Annotated in this window: 13 protein-coding genes and 3 pseudogenes; 10 read left to right on the top strand and 6 right to left on the bottom strand. The window is 42.2% G+C overall.

Features of this window, described 5'->3' with window-relative positions:
• A partial coding sequence (tnpA, locus tag FJU10_RS18620) for an IS200/IS605 family transposase (protein WP_140965665.1) occupies window positions 1-243 on the top strand: 243 nt, incomplete at its 5' end.
• Between the two features lie 442 nt (window positions 244-685).
• Here the strand turns inward: tnpA and FJU10_RS19915 are convergent.
• The 3 genes and pseudogenes from FJU10_RS19915 to FJU10_RS18600 all read right to left on the bottom strand — a co-directional run.
• Window positions 686-841 (bottom strand): annotated as a pseudogene (locus FJU10_RS19915) (helix-turn-helix domain-containing protein); the annotation flags it as partial.
• Between the two features lie 99 nt (window positions 842-940).
• Window positions 941-1,735, bottom strand: a complete 795-nt coding sequence (locus FJU10_RS18605; RefSeq protein ID WP_140966692.1) for a transporter substrate-binding domain-containing protein — start codon at window positions 1,733-1,735, stop codon at window positions 941-943.
• The gene (locus FJU10_RS18600) at window positions 1,732-2,751 is read right to left on the bottom strand and encodes a succinylglutamate desuccinylase/aspartoacylase family protein (protein ID WP_140966691.1); all 1,020 of its coding nucleotides are present in this window, start codon (window positions 2,749-2,751) and stop codon (window positions 1,732-1,734) included. Before FJU10_RS18600 ends, FJU10_RS18605 begins: the two co-directional genes overlap by 4 nt.
• A gap of 447 nt (window positions 2,752-3,198) precedes the next feature.
• Here FJU10_RS18600 and FJU10_RS18595 point away from each other — a divergent pair, with 447 nt between their 5' ends.
• The 7 genes from FJU10_RS18595 to FJU10_RS18565 are packed head-to-tail and all read left to right on the top strand — an operon-like array spanning window position 3,199 to window position 9,761.
• Window positions 3,199-4,536, top strand: coding sequence for an MmgE/PrpD family protein (locus FJU10_RS18595; RefSeq protein WP_140966690.1), 1,338 nt, complete (start codon window positions 3,199-3,201; stop codon window positions 4,534-4,536).
• Window positions 4,517-5,890 carry an adenylosuccinate lyase gene (gene purB, locus FJU10_RS18590; RefSeq protein ID WP_140966689.1) on the top strand — a complete coding sequence of 458 codons (1,374 nt, stop codon included), beginning with the start codon at window positions 4,517-4,519 and terminating at the stop codon, window positions 5,888-5,890. The genes FJU10_RS18595 and purB overlap by 20 nt, the downstream gene beginning before the upstream one ends.
• Window positions 5,887-6,366 (top strand): GNAT family N-acetyltransferase, encoded by a 480-nt coding sequence (locus FJU10_RS18585; protein WP_140966688.1) that lies wholly within the window; start codon window positions 5,887-5,889, stop codon window positions 6,364-6,366. Before purB ends, FJU10_RS18585 begins: the two co-directional genes overlap by 4 nt.
• 14 nt (window positions 6,367-6,380) lie before the next feature.
• Window positions 6,381-7,196: an amino acid ABC transporter substrate-binding protein gene (locus FJU10_RS18580; protein WP_140966687.1), complete on the top strand. Its 816-nt coding sequence runs from the start codon at window positions 6,381-6,383 to the stop codon at window positions 7,194-7,196.
• A 9-nt stretch (window positions 7,197-7,205) separates the two neighbouring features.
• The gene (locus tag FJU10_RS18575; RefSeq protein ID WP_140966686.1) at window positions 7,206-7,877 is read left to right on the top strand and encodes an amino acid ABC transporter permease; all 672 of its coding nucleotides are present in this window, start codon (window positions 7,206-7,208) and stop codon (window positions 7,875-7,877) included.
• A gap of 5 nt (window positions 7,878-7,882) precedes the next feature.
• Window positions 7,883-8,614 carry an amino acid ABC transporter ATP-binding protein gene (locus FJU10_RS18570; RefSeq protein ID WP_140966685.1) on the top strand — a complete coding sequence of 244 codons (732 nt, stop codon included), beginning with the start codon at window positions 7,883-7,885 and terminating at the stop codon, window positions 8,612-8,614.
• 13 nt (window positions 8,615-8,627) lie between these two features.
• Complete coding sequence (locus tag FJU10_RS18565) at window positions 8,628-9,761, top strand: amidohydrolase (protein ID WP_140966684.1); 1,134 nt, start codon at window positions 8,628-8,630, stop codon at window positions 9,759-9,761.
• Window positions 9,762-9,875: 114 nt separating this feature from the next.
• Here the strand turns inward: FJU10_RS18565 and FJU10_RS18560 are convergent.
• A pseudogene (locus FJU10_RS18560) lies at window positions 9,876-11,498 on the bottom strand (ABC-F family ATP-binding cassette domain-containing protein).
• An 87-nt stretch (window positions 11,499-11,585) separates the two neighbouring features.
• Between FJU10_RS18560 and FJU10_RS18555 the strand changes: the two are divergent.
• Window positions 11,586-12,041: pseudogene (locus tag FJU10_RS18555) on the top strand (ZIP family metal transporter); the annotation flags it as partial.
• A gap of 406 nt (window positions 12,042-12,447) precedes the next feature.
• Here FJU10_RS18555 and FJU10_RS19610 read toward each other — a convergent pair.
• Both FJU10_RS19610 and FJU10_RS19605 read right to left on the bottom strand, forming a co-directional pair.
• Complete coding sequence (locus FJU10_RS19610; RefSeq protein ID WP_223273152.1) at window positions 12,448-13,080, bottom strand: IS4 family transposase; 633 nt, start codon at window positions 13,078-13,080, stop codon at window positions 12,448-12,450.
• On the bottom strand, window positions 13,077-13,415 hold the full coding sequence (locus FJU10_RS19605; protein WP_223273151.1) for a hypothetical protein: 339 nt from the start codon (window positions 13,413-13,415) through the stop codon (window positions 13,077-13,079). The genes FJU10_RS19610 and FJU10_RS19605 overlap by 4 nt, the downstream gene beginning before the upstream one ends.
• A gap of 346 nt (window positions 13,416-13,761) precedes the next feature.
• Between FJU10_RS19605 and FJU10_RS18545 the strand changes: the two genes are divergently transcribed.
• The gene (locus FJU10_RS18545) at window positions 13,762-14,229 is read left to right on the top strand and encodes a MarR family transcriptional regulator (protein ID WP_223273150.1); all 468 of its coding nucleotides are present in this window, start codon (window positions 13,762-13,764) and stop codon (window positions 14,227-14,229) included.
• Window positions 14,230-14,638 lie beyond the last annotated feature (409 nt).

Below are 14,638 nucleotides of genomic sequence, written 5' to 3'. Positions count from 1 at the left end.
CCAAAGATTAGTATTTCTAGTTTTATGGGCTACTTAAAAGGACGAAGTGCAACCTTAATCCATGAAAAACATGCGAATTTGAAATATAAGTATGGGAATAAAAGCTTTTGGTCCAAAGGATACTACGTGAGTACGGTTGGGTTAAATCAAAAAACAATGGAAAAATATATTCGAGAACAAGAAGCAGATGATCGAATAAGAGATAGTATAAGTAAACAAGAGTATGTAGATCCATTTAAATAGTTAAAGAGAGATAGGGCTGTGAGCGGTTGGTGGTCATTTAAAAAGCCCCTTTTAAGGGGCTAGCGAGTGGTGAGCCCTTCTAGGGCTGTTAAAAAGCCACCCGTTTCACGGGTGGATATTTACTTGTTTTTATGCAAATATGATCTAGGAAATGAGGAATGACAATGACAAAAGGGTTAGCAGTATACGTTAAAGATCTAGCAAGAATCAAAACAACGGTACAACTATTTAAAAGGCTATCGAAAACTGGCCGTTGAATTAAGAATAATGAAGAGAGCCAAACATTACCAGCTGTGATAATCGGTGAAGCGATTCAAGCATATGTTAAAAGCGTGGCGAAAGAGACGCAGCCGCCGAAACCATTTACTGAAGGTACCTTACTTGTAGCTATGATGACGGCTAACAACAACTCTGTTGAGTATGATTGATTCCTTTTTGTAGGGAGTAAACCTGTGGGTCCTTCATTCTCATAAAGAGTGATCCACCTTTCTATCGTACTGAAACTTACTTGTGCTTCTTTGGCCAGGCTGTTTATGCTAGCTTCATTTTTTAAAGCTCTTTCTACAAAAGCTAGCCGTTCTTCTGAACTTAATTTCATTTTTCCTCTAGACATACAAACTCCCCCTATATAAGCCACTTTATATTTCAGTGTCCTATATAGGGGGAGCATATCAGTTGACTCGTCTTTTTTTTTACGTCAGGATTTCGTTGAAAGATCTTCAGAAAAATATTTTTCTGAGAGCTTCTTGAGCGTTCCGTCTGCTTTTAGCTCTTCAAGTGCCTGATCAAATTGCTTGAGTAAGGCTGTTCCCTGCTCTGTTTTTGGGAAGGGATAGGCAAATTCAGCTTGAAAAATACTGACTCCCGTCATTTTGAGCGCTAAGCCAGACTGTTTGATTTTTTCTTCTCCACTGATTTTATCGTTTAGATACGCATCTACCCGGCCATAGCTGATATCATTCGGAATCCCGCTGGTGTCTTCATAGGTGACGACCTCGATGTCTCCTTCAGGATTGTGAGAGCGAATATAGTCTTCGTAAAAAGAGCCTAAGGCAACGGCCACTTTTTTACCCTTCAAATCTGTCAGCTCTTTTAGAGTACTGTCTTTTGTTACCATTAATTCAATATCAGGATACGCATAGGGTCGTGAGAACTGATAGGTTTCTTTACGCTTTTCTGTGATAGCGACATGCTCAGCAACAGCATCTGCCCGACCAGCTTCTAATTGAGCCATTTGACTTGAAAAATCCGTCGTGACCCAATCGATCTGATAGCCTAATTTTTCAGCGACAGCTGTGGTGACCTCGACATCATATCCAGTCAGTGTATTGTCTTTTTCCTTATAATTCCAAGGAAAGTGCAGCCCGGCGGTTGTTACTGTCAGTGTTTTTTCTGAAGTATCGGCTGTCCTTGTTTCGGTTGTTTTTGCGGACGTTCCGCAAGCGCTTAGAAACAGTAAACAAGCCGCGATTGGCAACCAGTTTCTTTTCATTTTTTTCCTCCATTGGCGTCGTTCCAGCTTTCTCCTAAGAAAAAGAGACGATCGCCGGTTTCTACGACGGCATTGTTCCGATTGATTAGAACAAACGCATCGTGCATTGCCCGATAAGCTGTTTTTTGACCATACAAGTCGGTGACTTCAGCTAAGAGAGTCCCTTTTTTGACAAAGTCACCGGCTTGAACAGAAAACGTTAAAAAGCCAGCTGTATTCGCATATAAATAATATCTTTTCTTTATGGAAATTGCTGGCAGTTTTGATGCTGGCGGGTTCTTTTTGCTGGACAGCAGCTTTAAATCAACGAGGAGTCGCTGATAGCCTTCTAAAGCAAAACGAACGGCATCTGGCTGATGGATCCCGCCGGCACCTAATTCAACCATAAAGGCAACCTTGCCCTGCAGTTGAGCCTGCACGTCCAAAAAGCCATAGACATTGCCCGGCACTTCATTTAGATTCTCCGAAAAGTCTAGCGAACAATGAAAGGCACCGCCAAAAATTTCTGCTAATTTTTGTGCCTGCTCAAATGCTGGCTGCAAGTCCTGACGAATCTTCTTAGTGACGGTATAGGGCTGACCAAAGTAATCATGACCAACGGTGTGACTATCAACGATATAATCTGCTGCTGTGCCAAATACATGGAATAGCTGATAAGCTATTCGCTGGGAGAGTGTCCCTTCAGGATCTCCCGGAAATTGCTGGTCCAGATCCAGTAAGTCGTGCGGGGTATTTTTTTGTCTAGCAGCAAAAGCCAGCGGGTTCGAAACCGGGGTCAGAATGATCGTTCCGGAAATTTGTTCGGGCTGCAGCTTTTGACTTAGCTGCAATAAAGCGATGGGACCGTTCAATTCATCCCCATGGATTGCTCCATTAAACCACACAGTCGGCCCGGGATTGAGGCCGCGAAGGATGTGATAGATGATAGAGATTTCTTCGCCTCCTGCTCGCTGACCGACCACTAAGGCGCCTTTAACGGCTTTTCCAGGAGGCACCTGTTCAACTAGTCTGCTCATAGCTTAAACTCCCTTCATTTATTGCGGTAAATTATAGCATGCGTTATTTTTTTCAACAAGAGCACGTTCAAAAGCTTTTGTTTATCGTTCTTTTTTTGTGGAAGGTGAAAGTTTTTAACTATAACGAGAAAAACTTTAAGTTCTCTGCTTTTTCGCTATTTTAGAGGTCTACTGACCTAAAAGTATTAAAAAAAGATGAGAGTGATTTTAATTTTCTATCGCTTGCAACATTGACTTTATGAAACGAGAAAGCTATTCTTTTGCTAATAAAAATGGAAATATCCCAATAGCCGTATTCTTAAGAAAGAGCCTATCTGAGACGAACAAAAAAAACAGGCAAGGCTTCGGGAGCTTAGCAACAGGATTCAGTGAAGGAAATTCTAGGTAGTAGTTATCCTTTCAGAAATACATTTCTGGAAGGTTTTTTCATTAAAAGAGAGGGGAAAAATGGATTCACAACGATTGGTTCAAAAATTTTTAACTAGTCAAGTATCTGAAAAGAGCCTTCAGATAGCCAAAGCAGCGTTATTTGATTATCTCACCGTTTCTTTAGCTGCCCAGAGTCTTGAGACAGAACAGTTAAAAACCGCTTATAAAGAACAATTGGAGGGCACTAGCTTATTAATAGGTGAAAAAGGATTGGCAACGAAGGCTTTTTCAGCTCTACACAACGGATTTCGAGCGCATCTTTTAGATCTGGACGATACCCACAGCAGTGTAAGAGGGCATCCCAGTGCCGTGCTTTTTTCAGCGTTGCTTACTGAGCTGCCCTATCATTCCGGCAAAGCATTTTTAGCGTCCTATGTAATAGGATTGGAGATCATGGCACGCTTGGGCATGGCAGTCAATCCGGATCATTATTTGCAGGGCTGGCACAATACTAGTACGTTGGGCGGTCTCGCAGCAGCGGGAGCCTTGGCCTACTTGAAACAAATGACAGTCGATCAAACCTTGCACAGCATGAGTATTGCCGCTAGTCAAGCCGCTGGATTGCAAATGCAGTTTGGAACCCCAATCAAACCGCTACACGCGGGTCTAGCAGCTAAGCAGGCGGTGGAGGCAGTGGCAATGGCGCAGGCAGGCTTGGCGGCAGAAAAAGACTTTTTGTTTGCGGATCGGGGCTTTCGTGCTGTTTATGCGCCCAAGCTGAACGTCGCACCGTTGCTGGAGGACTGGGGAAAAAGCTGGCAAGTGAATCAGCCGGGCTTGTGGGTAAAAAGCTATCCTTTTTGTTCAGCAGCTATGAGCGGGGCGGACGCTGCAGAATACTTGCATCAAAAAGAAGGCTTGCGTGAAGACGAAATAGCTGGAGTAGAGGTTCTCTTTTTTAAGGGGCGGGATCAGGCGTTGAAGAACCGTCAGCCAAAAACCGGAGAAGAAGGCCGTTTTTCAATTGAATATATCGTGTGGCTGGGGCTGACGGGGCAAGAGTATTCCTTAGACGCTTTTTCATCCAAAGCATTATCGTCTGCCCTGCGCCGTCAGTTGTTAAAGGTTCAGCGAACGTATCAGGAAGGATCTTCGGACGAACCTTTTGTCACGGTCACCGTGAATTTAACGGATGGAAGAAAGCTGTCCCAACAGGTGACCTATCCTAAAGGATCTCCTCGTAATCCGTTGACGGAGAAAGAAAGACGAAAAAAATTCACGACGTATGTCCGTGGACCGTGGGCCAAGCCACTCGAGGAAAAAATAAAAAGGATGGAGCAGGAAGAAGGAGACAGTCTTTTTTCCTTCCTACAAACAATAAATGGAGGCAAAACAGATGGGCGCACATGTGATTGACTTAGTGATGCTGAAAAATAACTTTGGTACAGCAGAAATGCGAGAAATATGGAAGGATACCAATCGGTTACGGCAGCATTTGAAAATTGAAGGAGCGTTAGCTCAAGCTGAGGGAGAGCTGGGGATCATTCCCAGTGCAGCTGCGCAAAAAATCCAAGCAGCGACGCAAACCACAACCAATTATTCTGTAGAAGATATTGCAGCCGAGGCAGCCAGAATCAAACATTCTTTTATGGCAACGATCAACGCGATTCAAAAGGAAGCAGGAGCGGCGGGTGAATATGTCCATTTTGGTGCTACGACGCAGGATATTGTGGATACAGGCGCAATGCTGCAGTTGAAACAATCGTATCTTCTGATTCGAAAAGAGGTTCAGGACATTATTGAACGATTGGCAAAAGCAAGCAAAAGCTATCAATACACGACGATGGTTGGGCGGACTCATGGCATGCAAGCTCTGCCCACGACATTTGGCTATAAGCTTGCTGTTTGGCTGGATGAGTTTGGTCGTCATTTGGAGCGGCTGCTGGAAATGAAGGACCGTGTCTTTGTTGGAAATCTAAACGGTGCGATTGGCTCCTACGCTTCCTTTGGGCCTCAGGGAATTGAAGTTGAAAAGCGCACTCTTGAGCTGCTTGAACTGGGAGTACCGACAATCAGCTGGCAATCAGCGAGAGACCGGTTTTCAGAATATGCTTCGGTACTGGCACTGATCAGCGGTACCTTGGGCAAAATCGGCAATGAATTTTACAATCTGATGCGGACGGAAATCAATGAGCTGGAGGAAGGCTTCTCCAAAGGCAAGATCGGCTCCTCCACCATGCCGCATAAACGCAATCCAGCGGCTTTTGAAGGCTTGGCCAGCTTGACACCAGCCGTTTTAAAAAGTGTTGCGCTGATCCACGAATCGATGCATGTAGAGCATGAACGGGACGCCATGAGCTGGCGTTTGGAATGGATTGCGCTACCAGAAATAAATATTTACGTATCCGCCCAATTAGCTAGTTTAAAAGCGATCTTAGGAGATCTGCGGGTCAATGAGGCTGGAATGCGAACCAATCTTGAACGCCAGCAAGGCTTGTTGCTTTCAGAAAAAGTCATGTTTGAAGTAGGTAAAAAGCTGGGCAAACAAACAGCGCATCATCTTGTGTATGAATGTGCGATGCAAGCCTTTGAGGAACAACGGTTATTTGCAGAGATTCTCTTGGAACAACCGCAAATCGCCAAAAATTATACAAAAGCGGAAATCGAGGCTTGGCTGGTCGCCGACGATTACATTGGTTTAGCTGCTGAAAAAGTGGATCAGGTCATCGCTCACTTAAAAGAACGGAAGCTATTGAAGGAGCAAGGATGAGTTTACGACTATTAACGACCGAAGATGCGGCCTTCTACCATGAGGTTTTGTATCAGGGCTATCAGCGTACCAAACAGTTTGCTGTCTCCTTTGAAGCAGCGGAGTATCGTCCAGAAGATTCAGAAGCCTGGCTTTTAGCCCATCCCACTTACGGCTGGTTTGAAGAATCCCTGACCAGTGTTCTTTCATTGCGAATGCCTTGGAGTGGACAGCCCGGTCCTTATGGAGTGCCGCATATTGGTCATTTCACTACGCACCCTGACTTCAGCGGACAAGGCTATGGGACCAAACTTTTTCAGGCCGTAGAATGGGAGATTTTACAAAAACAGCTGCGGACACCGTTTGTGACCTTGGGAACAGCCGTTTCTCATCCATGGTTGAATGCGATGTATCAACGCTTTGGTTTTTATGAGATTGAAAAAAAACAGCTGATTGGGAAACAGCATCTCACGATTTTTTATCGAAAAGACTTTTAAAGGAGCAGAATAGTATGAAAAAAAGAAAGATAGCATTTATTACATTAGCAGGAGTTGTATTGCTGAGCGCTTGCGGCAAACAAGCAGCTTCTCAGTCAACGGAATCCAGTACGTCAACCGCCGCAGAAGCAACCGTCATTAAAGTTGGTTCAACAGGTCAAAGCTTTCCGAACGGATACAAAGAAGACAACAAATTGGTTGGTTTTGATGTTGAGCTAACAGAAAAAATAGCAGAACAGCTTGGCTATCAGGTGGAATGGGTTACGACAGATTTTAGCGGGCTGATGGCTCAACTGGAAGGCGGTCGTTTGGATACCGTAGCCAACGCAGTAGCGATCACTGCGGAACGGGCAGAGAAATATACCTTTGCTGAACCGTACAGCTTTTATGGTGTACAGCTTGTAACGAACGTTGAAAACAAAGACATCAATACTCCTGAAGACTTAAAAGGGAAAACAGTTTCTGGTGTTTTAGGCTCAAATAATGTTAAAAATCTGGAAAAATTTGATACGAATAAAGAAATCACGATTCGTACCTATGAAACCAGAGACGGAGCCCAGCAAGATGTTATCAACAATCGGGTAGAAGGCTATGTCAACTCACGACCAATTCTGGCAGCGGAAATCAAAAAAAGTAAGCTGCCACTAAAATTTGTCGGCGAGCCATTGACCTACGAAGACGTCAGCTTTCCATTTGCTAAAAATGAAAAAGGGGAAAAGCTAGCGAAGGAATTTTCAAAAGAAATCGAAGAGCTGCGCGCATCAGGAGAACTAAAAACCTTATCTGAAAAGTACTTTGATGAAGATATAACGACCAAAACAAAGGAGTAGGGAGACAGGATGAATTTTAGCTTATCGTATATGCTTGAAGTACTTCCAGCTATCTTGAAATTTGTGCCGGTAACAATTGTTTTATCCGTGATTTCGATGTTTTTTGCCATCTTGATCGGCTTGCTTGTCGCTTTTATGAAACGCAGTTCAGTTTCAGTACTAGCGACCGGCGCCTCCTTGTACGTCTCTTTGTTTCGAGGGATGCCGACACTGGTGCAGCTGTTCATTATTTATTATGGTCTTCCGCAGCTGTTTCCAGCCATGTCCAATCTGGAAGCCAGTCAAGCAGCGATTATTGGTCTTAGTCTCAAGGAAAGCTCTTATTTAGCGGAAATTTTTCGTGCCGCGTTGGAATCAGTGGATAAAGGACAATTGGAAGCCGGTCTGTCGGTGGGGATGAAGAAGGGTGCTATATACAAACGAATCATTCTGCCACAAGCAGCCATCAACGCGTTGCCGGCAACCGGGAATACCTTTATTTCATTGATCAAGGAAAGCTCACTGGCATTTACCTTAGGAATTACCGAGTTATTTGCTGAAGGGAAAATGATTGCCGCCTCTTCCTTGCGTTTCTTTGAGACTTATTTAGTCGTAGGGCTGGTGTATTGGGGATTGATTCTCATCTATTCTTTTTTCCAGCGACAGCTGGAGACCAAGCTGAATGTTCCGTATAGGAGGTAAACGTTGTGATTAAAGTAGACGCATTAAACAAGAGTTTTGGTTCGAAACAAGTACTGGAAAACATTTCTCTGGACTTTCAAAAAGGGGAAGTAGTAGCCATTATTGGTCCATCAGGCTCAGGAAAATCGACACTGTTGAGATGTTTGAATTTATTAGAAAAACCTGACACGGGAACAATCACTATAGGGGCAGTTTCACTAAATACAGACAGCTATACTAAAAAAGAGGAGCATCAGCTGCGGCAGCAAACAGCGATGGTTTTTCAAAACTATAATTTGTTTCGAAATAAAACAGCCTTAGAAAATGTGACAGAATCAGTGATCGCCAATAAAAAGCTGCCCAAAAATGAAGCAGAAGCTTTAGGAAACTCCTTGCTGAAACGAGTGGGCTTATCCGAACAGGCCAGTCAGTATCCAGTCACTTTATCTGGAGGTCAGCAGCAGCGTGTTAGTATTGCTCGAGCGTTAGCGGTAAATCCAGATGCGTTGCTGTTTGATGAACCAACCTCTGCGTTGGACCCGGAATTAGTCGGTGAGGTACTGCAGGTGATTCGCGAGTTGGCTAAACAGGAAACCACAATGGTTATTGTGACACATGAAATGCAATTTGCTAAAGAAGTAGCTAATCGCGTGATTTTTATGGAAAATGGGCAAATCTTACATGAAGGAACCCCCGAGGAAGTTCTTTCAGCAACCACGCATCCTCGAATGAATCAATTTTTAAAGAGCATCAATTAAAGGGAGCGAGAATGTGACAGACGAAAAAGCACTAGAAAATTTTTTAATTGACTACCGTCGGAAGATGCATCAGCATCCAGAATTATCTACTGAGGAATATCAAACGACCGCAGACATTCGACGTGTGTTGACGGATCATGGAATTCCGATTGTTGAAACACCTTTAAAAACAGGTGTAGTGGCAAAAATCAAGGGAGCGACGAAGGGACCAGTCATCGCTTTGCGGGCAGACATTGATGCCTTGCCAATCGTTGAACAGTCAGGAGTCCCCTATGCTTCTGAGTTTCATGGAAAAATGCATGCGTGCGGACACGATTTTCATACGTCAGTAATTTTAGGGGCGGCTATTTTATTGAATCAGCAAAAGGAGAAGCTACATGGGACAGTTCTGCTTATTTTTCAAGCAGCTGAAGAAATCGCCCAAGGAGCCTCAAAGGTCATCGAAAGTGGCGTGCTTAATGATGTGGAAGCGATTTTTGGTTTTCATAATGATCCCTCCCTGCCGGTGGGAACGCTGGGCACAAAGGTGGGAGAACTGACGGCAGCTGTGGATCGCTTTGAGATCAACATCAAAGGCAACGGCGCACATGGAGCAAAGCCTCATGAAGGAGTTGATCCGTTAGTAGTCATCGCGCAAATCATTCAAGCCTTTCAGCCAATCATCAGTCGAAATCTGGCACCAGATTCCCACGCTGTTTTAAGTATTACTCAAGTGCACAGCGGAGAAACCTGGAATGTGATTCCAGATCGCGCGTATTTGGAAGGAACGGTCCGTAATTTCAGCGCCGAAAATCGGACGAAGGTCGAGCACCGGATCCGGGCCACCCTAGAAGGCATTGCCCTGGCTAATGAAATTGGCATTGAACTCATCTGGCACGCCAGCTGCCCATCAGTGACCAATGATCAAAAATGGACGGAGGTCTCATTGAAAGCGTCGGAAGAAGCAGGCTTTGCGACCCGAATCATTAAAGAGTCCGCGATTGGTGAAGACTTTGCGTATTATCAAGAAAAAATTCCTGGCTCGTTTGTCATGATTGGTTCGGGTGGCCCCTACGAGCTGCATCATCCCAAATTTAGAGTAGATGATCGCGCATTATTTCCGGCAGTAAAATATTTTGAAGCGTTAGCCTTTAAAGTATTGGCATAGCTGGCAGAGAAGAGAAGCAAAATACTCGAACGAAAACAGGAAGAAACCGCTGTTTTCGTTCGAGTATTTTTTATCGTTCAACTAAGTACAAGACAGCTGCGTGAGTCGGTTTCCTTAGGTGTATAACGCAGCAACTCGTGCTTGTAGGTCAGGATTTTCTAAAAACTCATCATAAGTAGTTTCTGCCCGATCTACCACACCGTTGGCGGAAACCACGAGAATTCGGTTAGCTAAAGTCTGGATGAACTGATGGTCATGTGAAGCAAACAGAATAGCGCCGGAAAAAGCGATCAATCCCTCATTCAGAGCAGAAATAGATTCCAGATCTAAATGATTTGTGGGGTCATCCAAGACTAAGACATTCGCTTTAGAAAGCATGTTTTTGGAAAGCATGCAGCGTACCTTTTCACCACCGGAAAGGACATTGACCTTTTTCAAAACCTAGTCGCCTGAGAAAAGCATTCTTCCTAGGAAGCTGCGCAAGAAGGTATTATCATCCTCTTCCTTGCTTGCGTACTGACGCAGCCAGTCAAGAATCGTCAGATCATTGTCAAATTCAGCGCTAGGATCTTTCGGCAGATAGGTCTGGCTTGTTGTAACTCCCCAGCGGACGGTTCCGGTATCAGGTGTCAGCTCGCCCATGATCACTTTGAATAAAGTCGTTGTTGTAATATCATTGTTCGCAATAAAAGCAACCTTATCGTCTTTATTCAGCGTAAAGGAAATGTTATCTAAAATTTTTCGACCATCGATCGTCACGCTCACGTTTTCAACCTGCAGTAGATCATTGCCGATCTCACGTTCAGGTTTAAACCCAACGAATGGATAGCGGCGGGAAGAAGGCTGAATATCATCCAGCGTAATTTTATCCAGCATTTTTTTACGGGAGGTCGCTTGCTTTGATTTGGAAGCATTCGCTGAAAAGCGTGCGATAAATTCCTGTAATTCTTTGATTTGATCTTCTTTTTTAGCATTAGACTGTGCTTGTAGCTTGGTCGCAAGTTGGCTGGACTCCAGCCAAAAATCATAGTTGCCGACATACAATTTGATTTTACCAAAATCCAGATCAGCCATGTGGGTGCAGACCTTGTTCAGGAAGTGCCGGTCATGTGAAACGACGATCACTGTATTTTCAAAGCTGATCAAAAACTCTTCCAGCCAGGCAATCGATTGGATATCCAGCCCGTTGGTCGGTTCATCCAGCAGTAAGACATCTGGTTGACCAAATAAAGCCTGTGCCAGCAAGTCCTTGACCTTTTGTCCTGCCGTCAGCTCACCCATGTGGACATGATGTAATTCTTCCGGAATATTCAGTCCCTGCAGTAATACGGCAGCTTCAGGCTCCGCTTCCCACCCGTTTAACTCCGCAAATTCACCTTCCAGTTCAGCGGCACGAAGACCGTCTTCCTCACTGAAACCGGCTTTCATATAAATAGCATCTTTTTCTTTCATCACGTCGTACAAGCGTTTATGTCCCATGATCACAGTTTCGATCACTGGATAGTCCTCATAGTCAAAGTGATTTTGTTTTAGGACAGCCATTCGTTAATCAGGGCCTAGCGTTACATTGCCTGTTGAAGGGTGGATTTCGCCGGATAAAATTTTTAGAAAAGTTGATTTACCAGCACCATTCGCACCAATCAAACCATAGCAATTTCCGGGTGTAAACTTAATATTCACATCATCAAAAAGTTTGCGATCTGAAAAATGCAAACTAGCGTCACTTACTGTAATCAATTCTTTTCCTCACTTTAAATGTATTCTTTGTAGACCGAGGTCTCTTAGCATTATAGCGAGGATAGTGGAAAGTTTCAAGGTATTGCACTGTTAGTTTTTTCGATCACGCTACACAATGTTCCAGAGGGATTAGCCGTTGGGGTGGCGTTTGGTGCAGCTGCAAATGCTGAAAATCCTCAGGCAGCTATTTTAGCTGCATTGTCAGTAGCAATTGGAATCGGAATTCAAAATTTTCCAGAGGGGGCCGCTGTTTCGATTCCGCTGCAGCAAGAGGGATTAAGTCGTTCCAAAGCTTTTTTTCACGGACAGGCCTCTGGGATCGTGGAGCCAATCGCGGGTGTGATTGGAGCGATACTTGTTGCAAAGATCGCTATTATTTTACCCTATGCGTTAGCTTTTGCAGCAGGAGCGATGATTTATGTTGTTGTGGAAGAGCTGATTCCTGAAGCGCAGGCCTCTTCGACGACTAGACGACATTTCGGCGTCTTTGGTACAATGCTTGGCTTTGTGATCATTATGATTCTGGATGTAGCGCTTGGGTGAAAAGGGAGTAAAAAGTCAACATAATATGAATGGGGAATGCTTATAAATCAAGGCTTTTCAACTGACAAAAATGCTTGATTTTGATTAAAAATAGGCTGGTTTCCTACCATTTCTCCTACAAAAAGAGGTTGACCAAAAAATATATTAGAGAAAACAAGCCGAACGACTATTAACTATTGTATTGACAGTTAATAGTCGTTCGGCTTTCATTTTCTGATCATTCTATCAGAAGATTTTTGTGACAGCTTCTTTTTATTTACACTATGACTTTTCTTATTAAAATAGATCACTAGTGTTGCATAAATAATGTTTGAATTTTCAGTCAATTTGTTTTTCTGGAATTTGTAAAAAAGAAACTGTGCTGACGCAGCGGATGACTTTTTCCAGAAAATTTTTTATCGATTATTCAACTGAAATCCAAAAGTGACCGATCTTTTTCACTTTGAGAGAAGAAAGTTTTAGTGGTCATGTGTTGTTTGATGTGTTTGAAAAACAATTCGATTTGCCAGCGAGCGTGGTACATATCGGCAATTTCTTTCGAAGAAACGTCCATTCGATTAGTAATGAATTGAAAGATACGTCCACTTTTGTCTTGAACCGTCACTAGTCGAAAGGTAGCTGTCAAATAAGTTTTAGAACCTAAACGAACCAGTTCGTCTCGTAGAACCTCTTCTTCTGACGATTTTTCCAGTGTGTCTATGACATGAACCTTGGTGTTTTTCTTGATACGAGTGACGAAGAAATACCCGTCCCAATGCATTTGATCCATGTTTTCAAAATCCAAGTAACCACGATCAAAAACATATGTTGCTTCAGGTTGATTCACGAGTAAAGGCAACTGATTGACATCCTGTTCATGAGCGTTGGTCAATGTGAAATCTGTTGGATACATGGTGCTATCATCCATGTAACAGTAATTCAAATGCAGCTTGACCCCTGACTTCGTTTTTCGAAAGGTCGCCCATTGGTGTCGCTTCAAGCTGAGAGAAAATGTACTAGAATCAATGAGATACAGACTATTTCGCTTGGTTGGTTTCATTTGGTATTGGACTTTTTCAAAAGCTGTTGGAAAATTTCTTCGAACACTTTTGGTTCAAGTGCATTGAAAGCACGAGACCATTGGGTATGACTAATCGTTGGCACGTCGATTTCTATTTGAAGGGCTTCGTTGATCAGAGACGTACTCAAATCACGTAAACTTTCTTTTTCTTCATTGATTGCGTAGAGAAAGAGCTTGAGCACCGCTTCAAAAGACAGTTTTTTACGATACGAATTGTAGTCATGAATGAATTGTTTTGAATAAACAGAAAGATTTTCTAATTTTATGGCATAAAACCATTTATTAAATGCAGAATTTGTTTTATACTTATCCATGTTATAGTCCTTTTTATTGGTCTTGGATAAGTCATCCAAGTGCTAGTATAAAGGATTTTTTCGTTTCATGGAATAGGTAAGAATTTTAATGCAACACTAGTGATGTATTATATATTAGACTTGAATATTATTCAAAAGGAGATATATGAATGGCTTCAAATTTTAATAAGCTACCATACCATTTGAGAAAGTGGTATGCATGGTTATATATGGTACCTCTAGTTTTAATCCTGATAGATATAACCTTAACTAAGTGGTTGAATGGTTACTCATTATCAGCGTTGTTTTTAATCCTATATGGTATAAGTTTTTTCTTTTCTACAAAAGCAACTAAGGGCAGGAAACAATGGATTATATTAGATACTATCATATACGTATTTTTACTGGCGGTTATTTATATATTTTACAAATAGAGAATAATCTTAAAAAGATAAGGTGGACTATTATGCTAGGATTGAGTAAATCAGAATATCAAATTCTTTATAGTCTTTATGATGTCAATCAATCGTTAACTAAACATGAGATATTAGAAAAAATGCCTGAATTGAACAAGAATACAGCTGCTGTTGTGATACGAAGTTTATTCGATAAAGGATATTTGGAAGTAGGAGAGATTAAATATTCGCAGACCGTATTAGCACGGGCTTACAGGCCGAGTATTCCGTTTATAGATTTTATAAAAGGCGAATACGGAGAAAAGGCTGTAGAAAAATTAGTTAATCACGCAATAAGCTCTTTGACGACAAAACAACAAACGGAATATTTTTCCAATCTTATAAATGAAAGGAAAAATATGATAAATAAAAATAGTTGAGATTTTCATATTTAGAAAACTATTAAGGGAACGAGAAAGCGGTCAGAAACTTAAAAGTTATAAATTTCCTCAATATATGTGTTTGAGGCATACATTCAAGAAGTATTGAATTTAAAATCCGATTTAACGAAAATAAGATACTTGAAATATATGAGTCAATAGTGTATTATTAAGTTACAGATGAGTGTCCCACTACCTTAAAAAAAAGGTGGAACATTAAAGCAGGTGTCCACTACCTAAAAAAAAGGTTGGAACATTAAAGCAGGTGTCCACTACCTTAAAAAAAGGTTGGAACATTAAAGTTAAAAGAGGATATATCCTCTTTTTTTGTAGTGAAATATGATATGGATATCGATTTTTAGATTTTAGTTTCTATACATTAGATTTCTAGTTACTTACATACCTTAAT

This window comes from Enterococcus sp. OL5, from assembly GCF_006491895.1.
Lineage (GTDB): Bacteria > Bacillota > Bacilli > Lactobacillales > Enterococcaceae > Enterococcus_D > Enterococcus_D innesii.
Note: the sequence above shows the minus strand (reverse complement) of the source record. Positions and strands in the feature narration are given on the sequence as shown.

Bases quoted from the DNA above. Each gene is read 5' to 3' on its own strand.
- FJU10_RS18600 (WP_140966691.1), bottom strand. From the start codon at position 2,751: ATGAGCAGACTAGTTGAACAGGTGCCTCCTGGAAAAGCCGTTAAAGGC.
- purB (WP_140966689.1), top strand. From the start codon at position 4,517: ATGGGCGCACATGTGATTGACTTAGTGATGCTGAAAAATAACTTTGGT.
- FJU10_RS19605 (WP_223273151.1), bottom strand. From the start codon at position 13,415: ATGGATAAGTATAAAACAAATTCTGCATTTAATAAATGGTTTTATGCC.
- FJU10_RS18580 (WP_140966687.1), top strand. From the start codon at position 6,381: ATGAAAAAAAGAAAGATAGCATTTATTACATTAGCAGGAGTTGTATTG.
- FJU10_RS18605 (WP_140966692.1), bottom strand. From the start codon at position 1,735: ATGAAAAGAAACTGGTTGCCAATCGCGGCTTGTTTACTGTTTCTAAGC.
- FJU10_RS18585 (WP_140966688.1), top strand. From the start codon at position 5,887: ATGAGTTTACGACTATTAACGACCGAAGATGCGGCCTTCTACCATGAG.
- FJU10_RS19610 (WP_223273152.1), bottom strand. From the start codon at position 13,080: ATGAAACCAACCAAGCGAAATAGTCTGTATCTCATTGATTCTAGTACA.
- FJU10_RS18595 (WP_140966690.1), top strand. From the start codon at position 3,199: ATGGATTCACAACGATTGGTTCAAAAATTTTTAACTAGTCAAGTATCT.
- FJU10_RS18545 (WP_223273150.1), top strand. From the start codon at position 13,762: ATGGATTATATTAGATACTATCATATACGTATTTTTACTGGCGGTTAT.
- FJU10_RS18575 (WP_140966686.1), top strand. From the start codon at position 7,206: ATGAATTTTAGCTTATCGTATATGCTTGAAGTACTTCCAGCTATCTTG.